Origin of the sequence: Streptomyces tropicalis (assembly GCF_029269835.1) — a bacterium.
Taxonomy (GTDB): domain Bacteria; phylum Actinomycetota; class Actinomycetes; order Streptomycetales; family Streptomycetaceae; genus Streptomyces; species Streptomyces tropicalis.
In genome coordinates, this window is the sequence record NZ_JARJBB010000010.1 from 15562 (window position 1) to 33713 (window position 18152).

Genomic DNA, 18152 nt, shown 5'->3' on the forward strand with positions numbered 1-18152 from the left:
GGCGGCCGAAGGGCACGGTGGGCGGGTGGCATGGCGGCGGCGGTGACGGGGGCGGCGACCGCGCGACGGCGCGGGTTCCGGACGCCCCGGCGGCCGGCGTACGCGCGCGCCGGGGCCGCGGCCGGACGGCCGGTGCCGGGCACGACCGAGGGCGAGGCGGCCCGGACGCAGCCCGACCGGCTGTACGAGCGCGGCGCCGTCGGCCGCTGCGCGAGACCTACGCGGACGTGGGCCGCCTGATGGTCCGCCAGGGCTGCGCCGGCCGGCACCGCGCCCGCCCCTCCGGCGTGAGCGCGCACACGGCCGAACGGGTACGGCAGGGGGGAAGTCCGAGGAGGTCCTGGTGGTGACGGACTCCTCGGACCCCGGGGAGATCGCCTTCCGGCTCGACGACGACCTGCCGCACGTGCGGCGCTGGACGGAGGAGAAGTGACGGTACCGAAGGGCGTGCGGGAACGCCGGGTGCACACCGGCGGGGTGGAGCTGTGCGTGGCCGAGATGGGCGACCCGGACCGGCCGGCGGTCGTCCTGGTGCACGGCTACCCGGACAGCAAGGAGGTCTGGTCACCGGTCGCCGAGCGCCTCGCCGACCGCTACCACGTCGTGCTGTACGACGTCCGCGGCCACGGCCGCTCCACGGCGCCGAAGCCGCTGCGCGGCGGCTTCACCCTGGAGAAGCTCACCGACGACTTCCTCGCCGTGATCGACGCGGTCAGCCCCGGCCGCCCGGTGCACCTGGTCGGGCACGACTGGGGCTCGGTGCAGTCCTGGGAGTTCGTCACCGTCCCCCGCACCAAGGGCCGCATCGCGTCCTTCACCTCGATGTCCGGCCCGTCCCTCGACCACTTCGGGCACTGGATCGACGCCCGCGTGAAACGGCCCACCCCGCGCCGGGTGGGCCAGCTCCTCGGCCAGGGCGCGAAGTCCTGGTACGTGTACCTGCTGCACACCCCGGTGCTGCCCGAACTGGCCTGGCGCGGCCCGCTCGGCAGGCGGTGGCCGGGCATCCTGCGGCGGGTGGAGAAGATGCCGGACGGGGACTACCCGACCGCCTCGCTCCCGCAGGACGCGGCCCACGGCGCCTGGCTGTACCGGGACAACGTCCGCGCCCGGCTGCGCAGGCCGCGCCCGGACGCCCACGCCCACGCGCCCGTCCAGCTCATCACGCCGGTGGGCGACGCCTTCCTGTCCGAGCGGCTCTACGACGGGCTGGAGCAGTGGGCACCGCAACTGGTGCGCCGCACGCTGCCCGCCGGGCACTGGATCCCGCGCACCCGGCCGGACCGGCTCGCGGACTGGATCGACCGGTTCGTGGCCGCCGCCGAGGGCGGCCGGCCGGCCCCCGAACCGTCCGGCAGGCACGCCGACCGCTTCGCCGGTCAGCTCGTGCTGGTCACCGGGGCGGGCAGCGGCATCGGCCGGGCCACGGCGTGCGCCTTCGCCGAGGCCGGCGCCCGGGTGGTGGCCGTCGACCGGGACGCGGAGGCCGCAGCCCGCACCGCGGAGCTGGCCCGACTGGCCGGGGCGCAGAACGCCTGGGCGGAGACCGTGGACGTCTCCGACGCGGCGGCCATGGAGAAGCTCGCCCGGAGGACCGCCGCCGAGTACGGCACGGTCGACGTCCTGGTCAACAACGCGGGCATCGGCCTGTCCGGCTCCTTCCTCGACACCAGCCCCGAGGACTGGCGCAAGGTCCTCGACGTCAACCTGTGGGGCGTGATCCACGGGTGCCGGCTCTTCGGCCGGCAGATGGCGGAGCGCGGCCAGGGCGGGCACATCGTCAACACCGCCTCGGCGGCGGCCTTCCAGCCCTCCCGGGCGCTCCCCGCCTACAGCACCTCCAAGGCGGCGGTCCTGATGCTCAGCGAGTGCCTGCGCGCGGAACTGGCCGGGCAGGGCATCGGCGTCACGGCCGTCTGCCCCGGCTTCGTCAACACCGGCATCACCGCGACCGCGCGCTTCACGGGCGTCGACGCCGAGGAGGAGCGGCGCCGGCAGCGGCGCGCGGCCCGGCTCTACGGGCTGCGCAACTACCCGCCGGAGAAGGTCGCCGACGCGATCCTGCGCGCCGTCGTGCGCGACGAGGCGGTGGTCCCGGTGACGCCGGAGGCCCGGATCCTGCACGTCATGTCCCGCTTCACCCCGCGAGCCCTGCGCCGGCTGGCCCGCGTCCAGCCGCGGCTGTGAGGCGGTGGCGGGACGTGGTGATCCGCCGGGGACCCCTTCAGGACCCTCCAAACACCCTGCACGGAGGGGCAGTTGTCCACAGAATCGCGGCTCCGCCTGTGGATAAGTCGCCTTCCTTGTGGATCAAACCTGCCGGGGAAGACCACCTGCGTGATCCGCGTCTCCCCCGGCAGGCTGGAGTCATGGACGAAAGACGCACCGTGAAGGTGTCGAAGTACCTCTCGAAACACCTGCGGCACCGGCCCGAGCGGGTCGGCCTGGTGCCGGACGAGGGAGGCTGGGCCGAGATCGACACGCTGCTCGCCGCCGCGGCCGGCCACGGCTTGCCCCTCTCCCGCGCGGAGCTGGACCACGTGGTCGCGGCCAACGACAAGCAGCGCTTCGCGATCGAGGGCGCCCGGATCCGCGCCGGCCGGGGCCACAGCATCGACGTCGACCTGGGGCTGCCCCCGGCGACCCCTCCGCCGTACCTCTACACGGGACCGTGGCCCGCCACCTGGAGGCGATCCGGGCCGAGGGCCTGCGCCCCATGGGCCGGCACGACGTCCCCCTGTCCGCCGACCGCGCCACCGCGACCCGCGTGGGCGCCCGCCGCGGCCGTCCGGTCGTCCTGTCCGTCGACGCGCTCACGATGCACCACGACGGCCACGCCTTCCACCGCAGCGCGAACGGGGTGTGGCTGACACGGGCGGTACCGGCGCGCTGTCTGCGGTTCCCGCAGACGCACTGAGGTGTCCCGCGGGTGCCTCAGTGCAACCGGGCGGGGGCCTCGGTGGCGATGCGCTCGAAGACCTTCTCGTCCGCCGCGAAGGCGGAGTCGCGGATGGGCCAATGGACGACGATCTCGGTGAAACCCAGCTCCGCGTGGCGCCCCGCGAAATCGACGAAGGCGTCCAGGGAATCCAGCGGGCGGCCGCGGTCCGGGGTGAAACCGGTGAGCAGCGTCTTGTCCAGGGCGCCGACGTCGCGGTCCACGTCCGCACACGCCTTGCCCAGCTTCTCGACCTGATCCCGCGGAGCCTGCACCGACTGCTCGGGGGTGCCGGTCGCGTACAGCTTCGGGTCGCCGGTCGTCACCCACGCCTGCCCGTGGCGCGCGGCGGACTTCAGGCCGCGCGGCCCCGTCGCGGCCACCGCGAACGGCAGCCGGGGACGCCGGACGCAGCCCGGGATGTTGCGTGCCTCGTGCGCGCAGTAGTGCGCGCCCTCGTACGAGACGGAGTCCTCGGCGTGCAGCCGGTCGAGCAGCGGGACGAACCCGCCGAACCGATCGGCGCGCTCGCGCGCCGTCCACGGCTCCTGACCGCTCCTCAGGAAGGTCGTGGCGTCGAAGCCGTTACCGCCCGCGCCGATGCCCAGCGTGATCCGGCCGCCGGAGATGTCGCCCGGGGAGATCAGTGTCGCGGCGGCCCTTGAACGCCTTGGCCACGTGCGCGGATGCGTAGTCCGGCACCATCGTGCGCGGCCGGGGCTGCTGCCAGACGGGCAGAGCCCCGACACCGTCCGCCGCCAGGGACGGGGCGGCGGCCCCGCCGGGCGGCCCGGCCAGTCGGGAGCAGACGAACTCCAGCAGCACGGTCGCGTCGATCCTGCCGGAGGTGTGCTCCTACAGCAGATCAGGACGGGTGCCCACGATCAGGGCGCCCAGCACGTTGACCCGCAGGCCCCGGGTTGATCCCAGCGTTCATCTCGGTGAGTTCGGATACAGCGGCCTGTGCCATGGCGACGAAACGTGGTATCAGGGGGTGCCCACCGTGCGTGGGATGGACGAGGTTGAGGGGGACAGTCGGCGCGTCCGGAATGGTGAGAAACGATACGAAGGCATGGATGTGCTGCCGCCCGACGAACTCAGGGACGTGTCTTCGTCCGATTCGGGACGCAGTGCCGCCTCCAGCTGCGGCAGGAGAACATGGAGTCGGTCGTAAAGGCTCTCACCAGCCGGCGTGAGGGTCACATGCCGGGTCGTCCGTTCCAACAAACGCCGCCCAAGCAGTTCCTCCAGACGTCGGATGTTGCGACTGAGTGTCGGCTGGGACACGTTCATGCGCTTCGCTGCCCGGGTGAAGTGCTTCTCGTCCGCCAAGGCCAGGAACCCGCGCAGGTGATGCAGCTCGATGCTCATGGAGAGCAGCATATGAAGTGCCGCGAAGGCGCTCTCCGTACTGCCGTACGCCCCTCGAAGCCGCGATGACAACGCACCTGACCTCTCTCAGCGCGATTCCGGGGTAGGGCCGCCCTTGATGCTCACGACCAGGGGCAGGCCGTGGTCTGTGAGGGTTCCTCAGCTTCTCCAAGGTTCACGGGACCTCAAGGGTGGGGGCGCGCTTCGGTGGTGTGCGGGCTACTGGTCCGACGCCGTCCCCGCGCAGAAGTGAGCGGCACCGCGTCGGACCAACTTCCCTTCACGTATGAGACTTCAGCCGCGGTACTCCTCGTCCTTCACGTGTTCCTGCCACTCAGTGGGGCCATCCGTGACAGCGATGTGGGTCATGAACGTGCCGGGTGCCGCGCCGTGCCAGTGTTCCTCACCCGGGTGGCAGATCACCGTGTCACCGGCCCTGATCTCCTGGAGTTCCCCTCCTCGGGACTGCACGAGTCCCACGCCTTCCGTGACGTGCAGCACCTGGCCCGCGGGGTGCCTGTGCCAGGCACTGTGCGAGCCGGGCGTGAACAGTACGTTGCGCACCTCGGCGTGAGCGGTGGCGCCAATGCGCGGCCACAGCCAGACATCTCCGGAGAAGCGCTCGTCGGGACCCTTGGTCGCGTCGCCCGGGTGACGGTTGACATCCATGGCCTGAACTCCTTCACGGTTGATCGATCATGGTTGGTGATGGGCAAGAGGGGCCGGAGCGTTCCGTGCTCGACGGGCAGCGCGCAGACGGGTTCAGTGCTTGGCGGCGGCCTCGCCCGCTCCGTTCTTCCCCGCCAGCACGATCAGCCCGGAGGCGGAGACCGAGAGCACTGCCAGAACGGCACTGGTGGTGTCGAACGCGTCCTGCGGTGCCCGGCCGCGTGCGGCGAGGCCCAGGTACACGGTGCCGAAGACAGCCACGCCCAAAGTCCCGCCAACCTGCAGCGTCGTGTTGAACAGGCCGCTCACATCGGGGGCGAAACGGGCTTCGACGGATTCGGTCAGATGAGTCAGGGTGCCGCTGAATGCCGCACCGTAGCCGATGCCGCCGATTCCAAGCAGGACAGTCAGCCAGATGGTGCTCCGGGCGCCGGCTGCCGCCCCGGCAAAGGCGATCGCCATCAGGAGCCCTCCCGTTGGTGCGGCAAGCCTCCTGACGCGCGCCGGCAGTCGGCCGAGGACCGGACCGACCAGGGCGAACGTCGCCACCCAGGCGATGGGAACCACGCCGGAGTAGGCTGCGCTCCGGCCGAGCCCCTGCTGCAGGTAGAGGGCCAGGACGAACAGGAGCGCGAAGTAGCCGGCGCGGGTCGCGGCCTGGGACACCAGCGCGAGGGCCACGCGCCTGCGGGCGAGCAGCGCAACGTTCATCAATGGACTGCCCCCGCGGCGGGCGATGCCCTGCTCGACCCTGGCGAATAAGACGAACGCCGGCAGGGAGCCGGCCAGGCAGAGCCACGTCCACAGCGGCCAGCCCTCGTCCCCTCCGAGCACCAGAGGTGTCACCAGCAGGAAGAGGCTGAGCGACAGAAGTCCGACGCCGCGCATGTCGAGCTTCTTGTCCCGTGCGGTCTCGTCGTCGGGCAGGAAGGCGAACGAGGTGATCAGCAGAACGATGCCGATCGGCACATTGATCAGGAAGATCGGCCGCCAGCCGGTACCCAGGATGTCTGCCTGCACCAGGATGCCGCCAAGGGCCTGGCCGATGACGGAGCTGACCCCGAGGACGCCGGTGTACGCGCCCAGGGCTCGCCGTCGGGCGGCGCCATCGAAGTTGACCTGGATGCTCGTCAGGACCTGCGAGACCATCAGGGCCGCCCCGATGCCTTGCACGACACGCGTGCCCACCAGAGTGGCGCTGTCGGGCGCGAGCCCGCAGGCGAGCGAGGACAGCGTGAAGACGGCGAGGCCCCACAGATAGGCCCGCCGTCGGCCGCGGATCTCGCCCAACCGGGCACTGGTGATGAGCAGCATGGCGTACGCGAGCGTGTATCCCGAGACGATGAGTTCCAGTTCGCCGCCTGATGCGTGAAGGCGATCGCGGATCGAGGGGATCGCGACGTTGACCACCGCGATGTCCACGTTCCCGAGGAACATCCCGCCCAGCAGCGAGGCGAGCATCAGGCCTTGCCGCGTTCCGTGCCGCGCCGACGACCCTTGACGCATGCCGGTTTGCGTCGACCCGTGTGCAACTGACGTGTTCAAGGAATCCACTCCTGGAGTGTAACTACTAGTAGGTACAGTCGCAATCCGCGCCGCGCGGCTACCGGCCGGTCCGCCGAAAACGGCGGAGCCGGGGCCCGAACCGGCCCCGGCCCCGTTCCGGGAAGCGCTAGACCGCGTCCCGTTGCACAAGAAGTTCGGGTGGAGTCCGGTGCGGATGGGGTCCGTCCTGGCCGTGTACTGGCTGGCGTCCCTGTCCGGTGCCTTCCTCAGCAAGCGGGCCGCGCTGCCCCGAGTGTTGGAACGCACGCTGGCCGTCGCGCTCTTCGGCACCTGCCTGGGGCTGCTCGCGGCGGCGGCGGCGCCCGTTGTGGGCCTGTGGGTCAGCTCGGTGGTCGGGGGCGCGGCCTACGGTTATACCCAGCCACACACCAATGCCCTGCTCATGCGGCGGTGCCCGCCCAAGCTGCGCGCGTTCGCCTTCGGCCTGAAGCAAGCCGCGGTGCCGGCCGCCGCCTTGCTGGCAAGTGGAGCAGTGCCCCTGCTGGCCGGACCGGTCGGCTGGCGCATGGTGTTCATCGCTGCCGCAGTGCCGTGCAGCATGGGCGGCGTTCTGCTCGCGCGGACAGGGCTCACCGACGGACCCTCTGTGGCCACCGACCGGGGTCGCGACGTGCCCCTGCGCAGGGACGCCTATCTGGTAGCTCTCAGCTCCGCCGGATTCTTCGGCGCGATGGTGGGAAACGGGCTGGGCGGCTTCCTGGTGCTCGGGCTGACAACAGGGGGAGCGTCGCTGTCGGTCGCCAGCACGGTGGCGACCGCGGGAGCCGCGCTCAACATCGTGATCCGTCTTGCCGCGGGCTGGCTTGTCGGCCGGATGCCCCGTGTGGCATGGAGGGCGCTGACGGGTTTGTTCATCGCCGGTGCGGCGGGTACTGCGCTTCTGACCCAACCGGACCTCACGGTGATCGCGGTGGGTGCTCTGCTCGCCTACGGCGGTGGCTGGGGTTGGGCGGGCCTCCTGCACTACGTCATCGGACTGCCCTACACCGGCTGGGAGCAACGGGCCACGGCATACAGCCAGATGGGGGTCTCCTTGGGAGCCGCGTCCGGGCCGCTGGTATGTGGCCTGCTGTTCACCGCCGTGAGCCCCATCGCCGCTTGGTGGGCTCTGACCGTGGCCGGAACAGTCGCTGCTGCCTGCGTACTCTTCGCCCGGATGCACATCCCGCCACAACAGGACGGCACAGCGGCCCACTTGCCGGTGGCGCCGAGAGACACGGTCGAGATGGCCGGTCAGCCCTGACCGGAGCTGACCACGAGACTCGCCACAACCTGCTTCGCACCGGCGACAGCCCGGCGGAACGCCGCAGGATCCTGATGGGCGCGTGCCAGAACGTAGCCGCCCTGGACCGTCGCCATGATCAGTGATGCCATCACGTCCGGGTCGGTGTCGGGCCGAAACTCACCTGCGCGCACCCCCTCGGCGAGTACCGCGGACAGGCGGTCACCGAGCCACGTGAAGAAGTCCGCCGTAGTCACACGAAGGCCATCGTCGGCGACGATCTCGTAGTCCTGGGCCAATCGCCCCATGCGACAGCCTGCGAGCGGGTCGCGTTCCAGATCAAGAAAGGCATGGACACGAGCGACGGCCGACTCCTCCCCGGCCAGTGCGTCCTCCGTACGGGAGCGAAGTTGATCGCTCATGTGTTCCATGGCCGCGGCTGCCAGCTCCGCCTTGCCGGAGAAGTGGTGATACATGCTCCCCTGGCCCGCGTGCGCGCGCTCCAAGATCATGGCTGGGCTGGTGCCTGTGTACCCCCGCTCCCACAGCAGCTCGGCAGCGGCGCGGGTCAATGCCTCCTTCTTGCTCATGCCCTCATTGTACCTACCACTCGTTACATAACCACCGACAAGGCCATGCCGGAGCTGCGTCACCGGTCAGGCGACCCGGTCGTCGCGGCTTCACCCGATGACTACGGCTGCACCCGCCCTATCCGCGACCACCGTCTCGCCGACGCGCTCCGATCCGAGGCGGTCTCCTCCCTGAACGCCCCCCGGAGCCTGCCGCCACTGCGGCTCCGTCGGTGATCAGCCCGGCGCTGGAGGGCGGGCGTCGGCTCCGTCGAGCGTTGCTGGAGCAGTCTTGCCAGACAGGGGAAGCAGGATCCGATTCTCAGCGGGATGGAGCACACGATCTGCGGCTTTCCCGGACTCATCGCGCAGCCACGTAGGCTTCTGAGTCATGAGTCTGCGTCTGAGCACCGTGATCCTCCCCTACCGCCGCTGGCATGAGGGGAGCCGCGAGGCATGGCAGCGCGCCGAACAACTCGGCTTCCACACCGCGTACACCTACGACCACCTGTCCTGGCGCGTTCCGTTCCGTGACGGGCCGTGGTTCGGCGCCGTGCCAACGCTGACTGCCGCTGCCGGCGTCACTGAGCGTATGCGTCTGGGCACGCTCGTCACGTCGCCCAATTTCCGACACCCGGTGACCCTCGCCAAGGAGCTGATCTCCCTGGACGACATGTCCGGCGGCCGGATCACCCTCGGCATCGGCGCGGGCGGTACGGGCTTCGACGCCACCGCGCTCGGCCAGGAGCCGTGGACCCCACGGGAGCGGGCCAACCGGCTCGCGGAGTTCGTGCCGCTGCTCGACCGGCTACTGACCGAGGACTCGGTGTCGTTCGAGGGCGACTTCTACTCGGCGCACGAGGCGCGCAACATCCCCGGCTGCGTGCAGCGCCCCCGGCTGCCCTTCGCGGTGGCGGCCACCGGCCCACGCGGGCTGCGGCTCGCCGCTCGGCACGGACAGGCGTGGGTGACCACCGGCGACCCCAAGCTGTACGAGAACGGCACGTCCGAACAGTCGATCCAAGCCATCCGCGGACAGGTCGAGAAGCTGGCCGACGCCTGCGCCGAGATCGGGCGCGACGTGGCCGCCATGGACAAGATCCTGCTCACCGGTTTCACCCCGGACCGCGATCGGCCACTGGAGTCGCTCGACGCGTTCGTGGACTTCGCGGGCCGGCACCGGGAGCTGGGCTTCACCGAGATCGTGATCCACTGGCCCATCCCCGACACGTACTTCGCCGCCGACGAGAAGGTCTTCGAGCAGATCGCCATGGAAGCCTCGGCCCAGCTGGGCTGAGTTGGCACCTCCTGAGCGCTGCTCGTCCGACCGAGGCGATCTCGGCAGGTCGGCGGCCGAACCGCCCCGCTGGACGGCCGGGCCCCGTCGCGCGACCACTGAGCCGCAGGCATCGTTCGGACTGTTCCCGCCGACACGTGGTCGAGTCGGCGGGGCGGGTCTGTTTCCCTGGTCGGGATGCGGTGGGCGAGAAAGGCTTGACTGAGGTCACGAGCGTTCCCAGACGCATGCTCCGGGTGACGGCCGCGGCGGCGGTCAGGGTGGGGACGGCGCCGAGCCGGGGTCCGTCGCAAAAGCTCCGCCAGGACAGCTGGTCGTACGTGTACGCCGCGTGGAAGCGTACGGCGGTGCCCGGCGGACCCGAGCGGGGCGGGGCCCCGCACCGCCGCTGCCGGCGGCGCCCCTTCGCTCACGCGACGGCGGGCGGGAGCGGGGTGCGGCCCGGCCCCTTCAGCGATGCCGCGACCCCGTGGTTCCGCTCGTCGGCGGTGGCCCGGAGAGCCTCACGACGCGGGACGTCCCGATGACCTTGCCCCGCGCGTTCAGCGCCTTCACCTGGAAGTACGGTCCGGGGGCGTGCGTGGTGACGGCCGTCTCGAACCCGGCCCGTCGAGCGTGTCCGACGACGACCGACAGGGAGTGGGGGCCGGACCCGGCGAGTACGCGCCACGCGCGCGTCTGCGTCGAGCCGTTCCAGGAGGCGTAAACGACGTGGTCCCCGCCACTGGCCCGCGCCGCGGCACTCGGAGGGTAGTACGGACTGCCCACCCATTCGTTCCGGAAGGCCCGGTACGAGATGTCGGAACCCGGCTGCTTCGCGTCGTAGAGCAGGTTCCGTGAGCCGTTGCCCCGGGTGTTCCCCGCGCCCGCGTACTCCGAGTAGTACGGGCTCTGGCCCCATCCGATGAATTCGTCGCCGTTGGAGAGGGCCTGGGTGTTTCCCTGGGTCGGTGACTCCAGCGGCGGCCGGTGGTAGTAGGTCCTGTCCACGGTCGCCCTCCGGCTGCGGAAGTCGAGGCGGAGGATCAGGCCGTGCGACTCCTGCTCGGGGGCGCCGTCGGGCAGGTCGCAGCAACCGTCGTCGAACATGCTGATCCGGTCTCCCGGCCGGTACCGGGCATCGTGCTGCCAGTAGAAGTCCGCGTTCGGGCCGAAGGTGAAGTCGCTCTTCTTCCCTCCGATCCGGTACCGGATCCTCCCGGACCTCTTGGCGACGTCGTAGATCGCCCACATGTTCCGGGCCGAGATCAGCAGGCGGCCGTCGGGACCCTCGTCGACCGAGTTGATGTGAAAGGCGTCCCACACCCCGTCGGACGACGACGCGCTGGAGACCGGCTCCTCGGAATCCGCGGGGTCCAGGTGGTCCAGTGCGTTCCACGAGAAGACGAGTCTGCCCGTCGCGAGGTCGACCTCCTGGATCTCGCTGTTCTCGATGGAGCCGTCCCTCGGGCCTCCGTAGGGCGTGAGGTCCATGGGCACGGGCCTGGACGCGATGAACAGCGCGGTGCCCCTGCGGGTCAGCGTGAACTCGTGCTCGTCCGGGTAGTAGCCGTGATGCGCGAAGACCGTCCTGAGCAGGCGGTAGTGGGTGTCGTAGACGTAGTAGCACCCGCCCGGTTCCGGGGCCCCCGCCGGCAGGTTCGTGTACGCCGGTGGCAGGGCGAGGCTTCCCTGCCACCAGGTCAGCACCGGCTGTCCCCGGCCCCTGCGGTCGTAGGAGGTCTGGACCCGGAAGTCCGCGTTCTGGAGGTTCACGGAGGGGAGCGGGCGGAACCAGACCGGATCGCCGGAGTTGTCGTTGATCAACGCCCCGGTCCGGCCGATCATCCTGTCGGCGCTGAACGGGCCCACGAAGATGTCTCCGCGAGCCGTTCCGGGCTTGTTCGCGGTCACGGTCACCCGCATGGGGTGAAGGGCCGGCGCCGAGACGAAGCTCCACACGTCGCTGCCCGAGAGGATCGGGGGCGGGGTGCTCTGCGACGGCGGGAAGGGCTTCGTCGCGCACGGACGGGGCGGGCGCCCCTGCGGACTCGCCGCGGCCGGCGGCGCACAGCTCGCGGCGACGCACGCCGCAGCGGCCATGCAGGCACCCACGGCCTGGCGGATCCATCCTCGTGTCCGGCGAGCCGGCGGCTCTCGCGTCACCATGGTCGGCCTCCTTGGCACCCGGCACCCCTGTCCGGCCGGGGTGCCACTGGTCGTCGAGCGCTTCGTCCGGTGAACCCCTCCGGCCGGAACGACCGGGACCGGGAGTCACCCGGGCGACGCTAGGGGGACCGGGGCCGCCCGCACCTGCGCACAGCCGGTGAGGTAGACCGTTCGGCAGGCGCCGCCTCACCCGGACGGGCGGCAGGGAGGAGCGGCCGTCCCAGGGCCCGCCCAGTGCCTCATCTGTGCGGAGGCCCTCATCACATGTGCGGAGTTCCGTACGGACGTACGGGTGATTGCGGGAGAATGGGCCGGTGACCTCAGCGACTCGAAAGCCCGACGTACCGGCCTCTTCCGTCCTCCCGACCCCGGTCGCACGGCGAGGGGCGCCCCTCGCCCCGCCGCGGCTGATCGCCACCGACCTGGACGGCACGCTGCTGCGGGACGACAAGTCGGTGTCCCCGCGCACGGTCGCCGCCCTCGCCGCCGCCGAGGAGGCGGGCATCGAGGTCTTCTTCGTGACCGGCCGCCCGGCCCGCTGGATGGACGTCGTCAGCGAGCACGTGCACGGCCACGGCATGGCGATCTGCGGCAACGGCGCCGCCGTGGTCGACCTGCACGGCGGTCCCGGGGCCCACCGCTTCCTGAAGGTGCGCGACCTGGCCCGGGAGAACGCGCGGGACGCGGTCGGACTGCTGCGGGACGCCGCACCGGGCACGGTGTACGCGGTCGAGCAGACGTACGGCTTCCACCAGGAGCCCGCGTACCCCAAGCTGCACCGGGAGATCCCGGACACCCTGGCTCCGGCCGAGGAGCTGCTCGCGGCCGACGGCGCCGGCACCGACCAGCCGATCCTGAAGATCCTCGCGTACCACCCCGAGCTGGACCCGGACGCCTTCCTCGGCCTGGCCCGCCTCGCCGTGGGCGAGCGCGCCACCATCACCCGGTCCAGCCCCAGCGCGCTGCTGGAGATCAGCGGGCCGGACGTCTCCAAGGCCAGCACGCTCGCGCTGTGCTGCGCCGAACGCGGCATCGCCCGCGAGCAGGTCGCCGCCTTCGGCGACATGCCCAACGACGTGGAGATGCTCACCTGGGCCGGGCAGTCCTTCGCCATGGGCAACGCCCACCCCGCCGTGATCGCCGCGGCCTCCGGACGCACGGTCGCCAACAACGAGGACGGGGTCGCGGTCGTGATCGAGCACATGCTGGCCCGGGTCGTCTGACACGGCCCGCGGAGGCCGGAACCGGCCGCGGGCGCGGAACCGACCGCACACCGTACGAGGTACGAGGCCGGCGGGAACCGGCCGCGGGCGCGGGTCCCCCCGGGCCGTACGAGGCCGCGGGGGCGGGGGCGCAAGCGCCGCGGGGGACCAGGGGCGGGCCCGCCCGGCCGGGCCCGGTCCGGCGTCATGCCGTCGCGGTCGCCAGGGCCTCCGTCCCGGTCTCCCGGTCCGCCATCCGCCGCAGCGGGCCCGGCCGTGCGGCGAGCCGGGCGTAGGGGCCCCGCTGCACCACCCCTCCCGCGTCCAGCACGATCACCTCGTCGACGTCCTCCAGTCCCGCCAGCCGGTGGGTGATGAGGAGCGTCGTACGGCCCTCGGTGGCGGCCAGCAGATCGGCCGTCAGGGCGTCGGCGGTCGGGAGGTCCAGGTGCTCGGCGGGCTCGTCGAGCACGAGGACCGGGAAGTCGGCGAGGAGGGCGCGGGCCAGCGCGAGCCGCTGCCGCTGCCCCCCGGAGAGGCGGGCGCCGTGCTCGCCGACGAGCGTGTCGAGGCCGTCGGGCAGGCTGTCGGCCCAGGCGAGCAGCCGGGCCCGCGCGAGGGCGTCCCGCAGGTCGGCCTCGGTCGCGTCCTTCCTGGCCAGCAGCAGGTTCTCCCGCACGGAGCTGTCGAAGAGGTGCGCGTCCTGGGCGCACAGCCCGACCATCCGCCGTACGTCGTCGCCGTCCAGGGCGCGGGCGTCCACCCCGCCGAGGGTGTACCCGCCCTCCTGCGGGTCCAGGAACCGCAGCAGCACCTGGGCCAGCGTCGTCTTGCCGGACCCGGACGGCCCGACCACCGCGACCCGGCGGCCCCGCTCCAGGGTGAGGTCCAGCCCGTGCAGCGCGTCCCGGTCCTGCCCCGCGTGCCGGGCGGTGAGGCCCCTGACGGTGAGCGGGAAGGGCGTGGCGGGCGGTCGCTGGGCCCGCTCCGGCTCCCGGACCGGATCGGGGGCGTCCAGCACCTCGTACACCCGCTCCGCGCTGCGGCGCACCCGCTGCCGGTACTGCACGGCGAGCGGCATCCCGGCCACCGCCTCGAAGGCGGCCGTCGTGGTCAGGACGACCACGGCCGTGGCCACGCCGGCCAGCCGCCCGCCGGCGACGGCCGCCGCGGCGACGAGCGCCGTGGCGGCGAGGGTCAGCCCGGAGACCAGCGCGGTCAGACCGGCGCCGAGCGCGGTGGCCCCGGCGGAGCGGGCGGCGATCCGGGTGAGCCGCGCGTCGGCCCGCCGGGCCTCGGCGGTGCGGGCGGGCAGCGCCCCGGCGACCGCCAGCTCGGCGGTACCGGTGAGCAGGTCGGTCACCCGGGTGGCGAGCACCCCCCGGGCGGGCGCGAGCCGCTGCTCGGCGCGCCGGGCCACGGCACCGGTGACGAGCGGGATGCCGGCCCCGGCCGCGAGCAGCCCTGCGCCGAGCACCGCGGCGGCCGGCGGCAGCAGCCACGCGGTGAAGGCGACGGAGGCCGCCGACACGAGCAGCGCGGCCCCGGCGGGCAGCCGCCAGCGCAGCCAGTAGTCCTGGAGGGCGTCGACGTCGGTGACGAGGCGGGACAGCAGGTCCCCCCGGCGTGCGTCGCGCAGCCCGGCCGGTGCCAGGCGCTCCAGCCGCCGGTAGACCGCGACCCGGCAGTCGGCGAGCATCCGCAGCACCGTGTCGTGGGACACCAGGCGCTCGGCGTACCGGAAGACGGCCCGCCCGATGCCGAAGGCCCGCGTGGCCGTGACGGCCACCATCAGGTACAGCACGGGCGGCTGCTGCGAGGCCCGTGAGATGAGCCACCCGGAGGTGGCCATCAGCCCGACCGCGGAGGCGAGCGCGAGGCTGCCGAGCAGCAGGGCGAGAGCGAGACGGCCACGCCGGGGGCCGGCCAGCGAACGGACCCGGGCGAGAACACCGCGCACGACGGGGCCGGCACCGGCTCGGAGACGGGCGGCCGGGAGCGCGGCCGGAGCCGCACCGGTCCCTGCCGGGGCGACGCCGCGCTCGGCCGGAGCCGCACCGGCCCCCACGGGGGCACCACCACGCACGGCCGGAGCCGCACCGGCCCCCACGGGGGCACCACCACGCACGGCCGGAGCCGCACCAACCCCGGCGGGGACGCCACCACGCACGGCCGGAGCCGCACCGGCCCCCACGGGGGCACCACCACGCACGGCCGGAGCCGCACCAACCCCGACAGGGACGCCACCCCGCACGGCCGGAGCCGCACCAACCCCGACCGGGGCGCCGAGCGCGGTCGGGCCCGTGCCGGTGCCGGCCGTGACCGCACCGCGCCCGGCCGGAGCCGGACCGGGCTGCGCCCCCCGCGCCGCGCCGGGTGCGGCAGCCCGCTCCGCGGTCGCCCAAGGCGCCTCGCCCGCGGGCTCGGGGATGCCCTCCCCGAGCCCCTCCGGCCGTGCCCGCCCGGGGAGCCGGACCACCCGGTCGGCCACCTCCAGCAGGGCCGGCCGGTGCACCACGAGCAGCACCGTCCGTCCGGCGGACAGCCTCCGGACCGCGTCGACGATCCGGGCCTCGGTCGCCCCGTCGAGGGCGGCCGTCGGTTCGTCGAGCAGCAGGACGGGGCGGTCGGCGAGGAAGGCGCGGGCGAGTGCGAGCCGCTGGCGCTGCCCGGCGGAGAGCCCGGCCCCGTCCTCGCCGAGCACCGCCTCCTCCCGCTCGGGCAGGGCGTCGACGAAGTCCAGTGCACCGGCGTCGGCCAGCGCGCGCCGGACGGCCGCACGGTCGGCGCCGGGCCGGGCGAGCCGGACGTTGTCGGCGATGGTCCCGGCGTACAGGTGCGGACGCTGCGGCACCCAGGCGATCCGGGCCCGCCACTGCTCCGGATCGATGTCCGCGAGGTCGGTGCCGCCGATCCGGACCCGCCCCGCGGCCGGAGCGACGAAGCCGAGCAGGACGTTCAGCAGGGTCGACTTGCCGGCGCCGCTCGGCCCGACGAGCGCCACGGTCTCCCCCGGTGCGAGGGTGAGCGACACATCGGTCAGGGCGTCCTCGGAGCGGCCGGGGTGGCGCACGGTGACGCCGTCGAGGACCACCGGGCCCGCGGGGACGGCGCCCCGGCCCGACGGTGGGAGCGGTGTCTCCAGCACGGCGAAGATCTCCTCGGCCGCCGCGAGTCCCTCCGCCGCCGCGTGGAACTGCGTCCCCACCTGCCGCAGGGGCAGATAGGCCTCGGGTGCCAGCACCAGGACCACCAGTCCGTCGTACAGCGCCATCTCGCCGTTCACGAGCCGCATGCCGATCGTGACGGCGACCAGGGCGACGGACAGCGTGGCCAGCAGCTCCAGCGCGAACGAGGAGAGGAAGGCGATCCTGAGGGTGCGCAGGGTCGCTCGCCGGTACTCGCCGGTGATGCGGCGGATGGAGTCCGCCTGCGCCTTGGCCCGGCCGAACACCTTCAGGGTCGGCAGCCCCGCGACCACGTCCAGGAAGTGCCCCGACAGCCGGGACAGCAGCCGCCACTGACGGTCCGTCCGGGACTGGGTGGCCCAGCCGATCAGGACCATGAAGAGCGGGATGAGGGGCAGGGTGGCCACGATGAGGGCCGCCGACACCCAGGCCTCGGTGACGATCCGGGCGAGCACCGCCACCGGCACCACGACCGCCAGCCCCAACTGGGGCAGGTAGCGCGCGAAGTAGTCGTCGAGGGCGTCGATGCCCCGGGTGGCCAGGGCGACCAGCGAGCCGGTCCGCCGGCCCGACGGCCGGTGCGGTCCGAGCGCGGCCGCCCGTTCCAGCAGCCGCCCGCGCAATTCCGACTTCACCGCCGCGCTCGCCCGGTGCGCGGCCAGCTCGGTGAGCCAGGACACCAGGGCGCGACCGCCGGCGACGCCGGCCAACAGCATCAGGGGAGTACGGAGTTCGGCCACCGGCATCCGGTGCTGGAAGGCGCCCGTCACCAGCTCGGCCAGCAGCATCGCCTGCGCGACGACCAGTCCGGCCCCGACGGCACCCAGGCCGACCACCGCCACCAGGAAGAACCGGGTGGCACGGGCATGGCGCAGCAGGCGCGGATCGATCGGTTTCACGTGAAACAGGCCCTTCGGGTCCGGGGAGGGCGCCGTCCGCGGCACGTCGGGCGGCGGCGCCCTCCCGGCCAGACTCAGTGCACGGCGTCGGCGGCGATGTGCTGCGTGCCGATCCGCTTGCGGAACACCCAGTAGGTCCAGCCCTGGTAGAGCAGGACGAGCGGCGTGGCGATGCCGGCGCACCAGGTCATGATCTTCAGGGTGTACGGGCTGGACGAGGCGTTGGTGACGGTCAGGCTCCACTGCGCGTTCAGCGAGGAGGGCATGACGTCCGGGAAGAGCGCCAGGAAGAGCATCGCCACCGCGGCCACGACGGTCACGCCGGACAGCGCGAACGCCCAGCCCTCGCGTCCCGCCTGGTTGGCCGCGAGCGCGGTCAGCAGCGCGGCCACGGCGACGACCAGCGCCACCAGGCTCCGCCCGTTGCCCGTGTCGGCCTGGGTCCACAGCAGGAAGGCGAGTGCCACGACCGCCGTGAGCAGACCGGCCCACAGGGCCAGCCGCCGGGCCCGCACACGGATGTCACCGACGGTCTTGAGCGCCGTGAACACCGCACCGTGGAAGGTGAAGAGGGTCAGGGTGACCGCACCGCCCAGGAGCGCGTACGGGTCGAGCAGATCGCCGACCGTGCCCACGTACTCGAAGTTCCGGTCGATCGGCACCCCGTGGACGATGTTGGCGAAGGCCACGCCCCACAGGAACGCCGGCAGCAGCGAGGTCCAGAAGATCGCGGTCTCCCAGGAGCGCTGCCACCTCTCCTCGGGCCGCTTGGCCCGGTACTCGAAGGCGACGCCCCGGACGATCAGGCAGACCAGGATGAGCAGCAGCGGCAGGTAGAAGCCGGAGAACAGGGTGGCGTACCAGTCGGGGAAGGCGGCGAAGGTCGCGCCGCCCGCGGTGAGCAGCCAGACCTCGTTGCCGTCCCAGACGGGGCCGATGGTGTTGATCAGCACCCGCCGCTCGGGCCGGTCGCGGGCGAGCAGCCGCGTGAGGATGCCGACCCCGAAGTCGAAGCCCTCCAGGAAGAAGTAGCCGGTCCACAGGACGGCGATGAGGACGAACCAGACGTTGTGCAGTTCCATG

12 protein-coding genes and 3 pseudogenes are annotated in these 18152 nt (G+C 72.7%); 6 read left to right on the forward strand and 9 right to left on the reverse strand.

The window, feature by feature from the left end; genetic code table 11:
• Positions 1–191: 191 nt before the first annotated feature.
• From P3H78_RS19970 to P3H78_RS19980, 3 genes and pseudogenes are all read left to right on the forward strand, one after another.
• Positions 192–433, forward strand: a pseudogene (locus tag P3H78_RS19970) (M24 family metallopeptidase); the annotation flags it as partial.
• Positions 430–2187 (forward strand): SDR family oxidoreductase, encoded by a 1758-nt coding sequence (locus tag P3H78_RS19975; RefSeq protein ID WP_276110428.1) that lies wholly within the window; start codon positions 430–432, stop codon positions 2185–2187. The pseudogene P3H78_RS19970 and the gene P3H78_RS19975, both read left to right, overlap by 4 nt.
• Before the next feature lie 182 nt (positions 2188–2369).
• Positions 2370–2917: pseudogene (locus P3H78_RS19980) on the forward strand (RNA 2'-phosphotransferase).
• Positions 2918–2934: 17 nt separating this feature from the next.
• On the opposite strand, the gene P3H78_RS19985 reads toward P3H78_RS19980, so the two are convergent.
• The 4 genes from P3H78_RS19985 to P3H78_RS20000 form a co-directional block, all read right to left on the reverse strand.
• The gene (locus tag P3H78_RS19985) at positions 2935–3687 is read right to left on the reverse strand and encodes an LLM class flavin-dependent oxidoreductase (RefSeq protein WP_276110429.1); all 753 of its coding nucleotides are present in this window, start codon (positions 3685–3687) and stop codon (positions 2935–2937) included.
• Positions 3688–3925: 238 nt separating this feature from the next.
• Positions 3926–4309, reverse strand: a complete 384-nt coding sequence (locus tag P3H78_RS19990) for a LysR family transcriptional regulator (RefSeq protein ID WP_276110430.1) — start codon at positions 4307–4309, stop codon at positions 3926–3928.
• 294 nt (positions 4310–4603) lie between these two features.
• Positions 4604–4978 (reverse strand): cupin domain-containing protein, encoded by a 375-nt coding sequence (locus P3H78_RS19995; RefSeq protein WP_276110431.1) that lies wholly within the window; start codon positions 4976–4978, stop codon positions 4604–4606.
• Positions 4979–5071: 93 nt separating this feature from the next.
• Complete coding sequence (locus P3H78_RS20000) at positions 5072–6532, reverse strand: MFS transporter (RefSeq protein ID WP_276110432.1); 1461 nt, start codon at positions 6530–6532, stop codon at positions 5072–5074.
• A 133-nt stretch (positions 6533–6665) separates the two neighbouring features.
• Here P3H78_RS20000 and P3H78_RS20005 point away from each other — a divergent pair, with 133 nt between their 5' ends.
• On the forward strand, positions 6666–7787 hold the full coding sequence (locus P3H78_RS20005; RefSeq protein ID WP_276110433.1) for an MFS transporter: 1122 nt from the start codon (positions 6666–6668) through the stop codon (positions 7785–7787).
• On the opposite strand, the gene P3H78_RS20010 is transcribed toward P3H78_RS20005, so the two are convergent.
• Positions 7778–8356 carry a TetR/AcrR family transcriptional regulator gene (locus P3H78_RS20010; RefSeq protein WP_276110434.1) on the reverse strand — a complete coding sequence of 193 codons (579 nt, stop codon included), beginning with the start codon at positions 8354–8356 and terminating at the stop codon, positions 7778–7780. The genes P3H78_RS20005 and P3H78_RS20010 overlap by 10 nt on opposite strands.
• 370 nt (positions 8357–8726) lie before the next feature.
• On the opposite strand from P3H78_RS20010, the gene P3H78_RS20015 reads away from it, so the two are divergent.
• Positions 8727–9632: an LLM class flavin-dependent oxidoreductase gene (locus P3H78_RS20015; protein WP_276110435.1), complete on the forward strand. Its 906-nt coding sequence runs from the start codon at positions 8727–8729 to the stop codon at positions 9630–9632.
• Positions 9633–9834: 202 nt separating this feature from the next.
• Here P3H78_RS20015 and P3H78_RS20020 read toward each other — a convergent pair.
• Together P3H78_RS20020 and P3H78_RS20025 are read right to left on the reverse strand one after the other, a co-directional pair.
• A pseudogene (locus P3H78_RS20020) lies at positions 9835–9969 on the reverse strand (LLM class flavin-dependent oxidoreductase); the annotation flags it as partial.
• Positions 9970–10082: 113 nt separating this feature from the next.
• Entirely contained in the window at positions 10083–11537 is a 1455-nt protein-coding gene (locus tag P3H78_RS20025) for an arylsulfotransferase family protein (RefSeq protein ID WP_276110436.1), read from the reverse strand.
• Positions 11538–12076: 539 nt separating this feature from the next.
• Here P3H78_RS20025 and P3H78_RS20030 point away from each other — a divergent pair.
• Positions 12077–13003, forward strand: coding sequence for a Cof-type HAD-IIB family hydrolase (locus P3H78_RS20030; protein WP_276110437.1), 927 nt, complete (start codon positions 12077–12079; stop codon positions 13001–13003).
• Between the two features lie 184 nt (positions 13004–13187).
• Here the strand turns inward: P3H78_RS20030 and cydD are convergent, their stop codons facing one another.
• Complete coding sequence (gene cydD, locus P3H78_RS20035) at positions 13188–17069, reverse strand: thiol reductant ABC exporter subunit CydD (protein WP_276110438.1); 3882 nt, start codon at positions 17067–17069, stop codon at positions 13188–13190.
• Between the two features lie 74 nt (positions 17070–17143).
• Positions 17144–18151: a cytochrome d ubiquinol oxidase subunit II gene (gene cydB / locus P3H78_RS20040; RefSeq protein ID WP_276110439.1), complete on the reverse strand. Its 1008-nt coding sequence runs from the start codon at positions 18149–18151 to the stop codon at positions 17144–17146.
• Position 18152 lies beyond the last annotated feature (1 nt).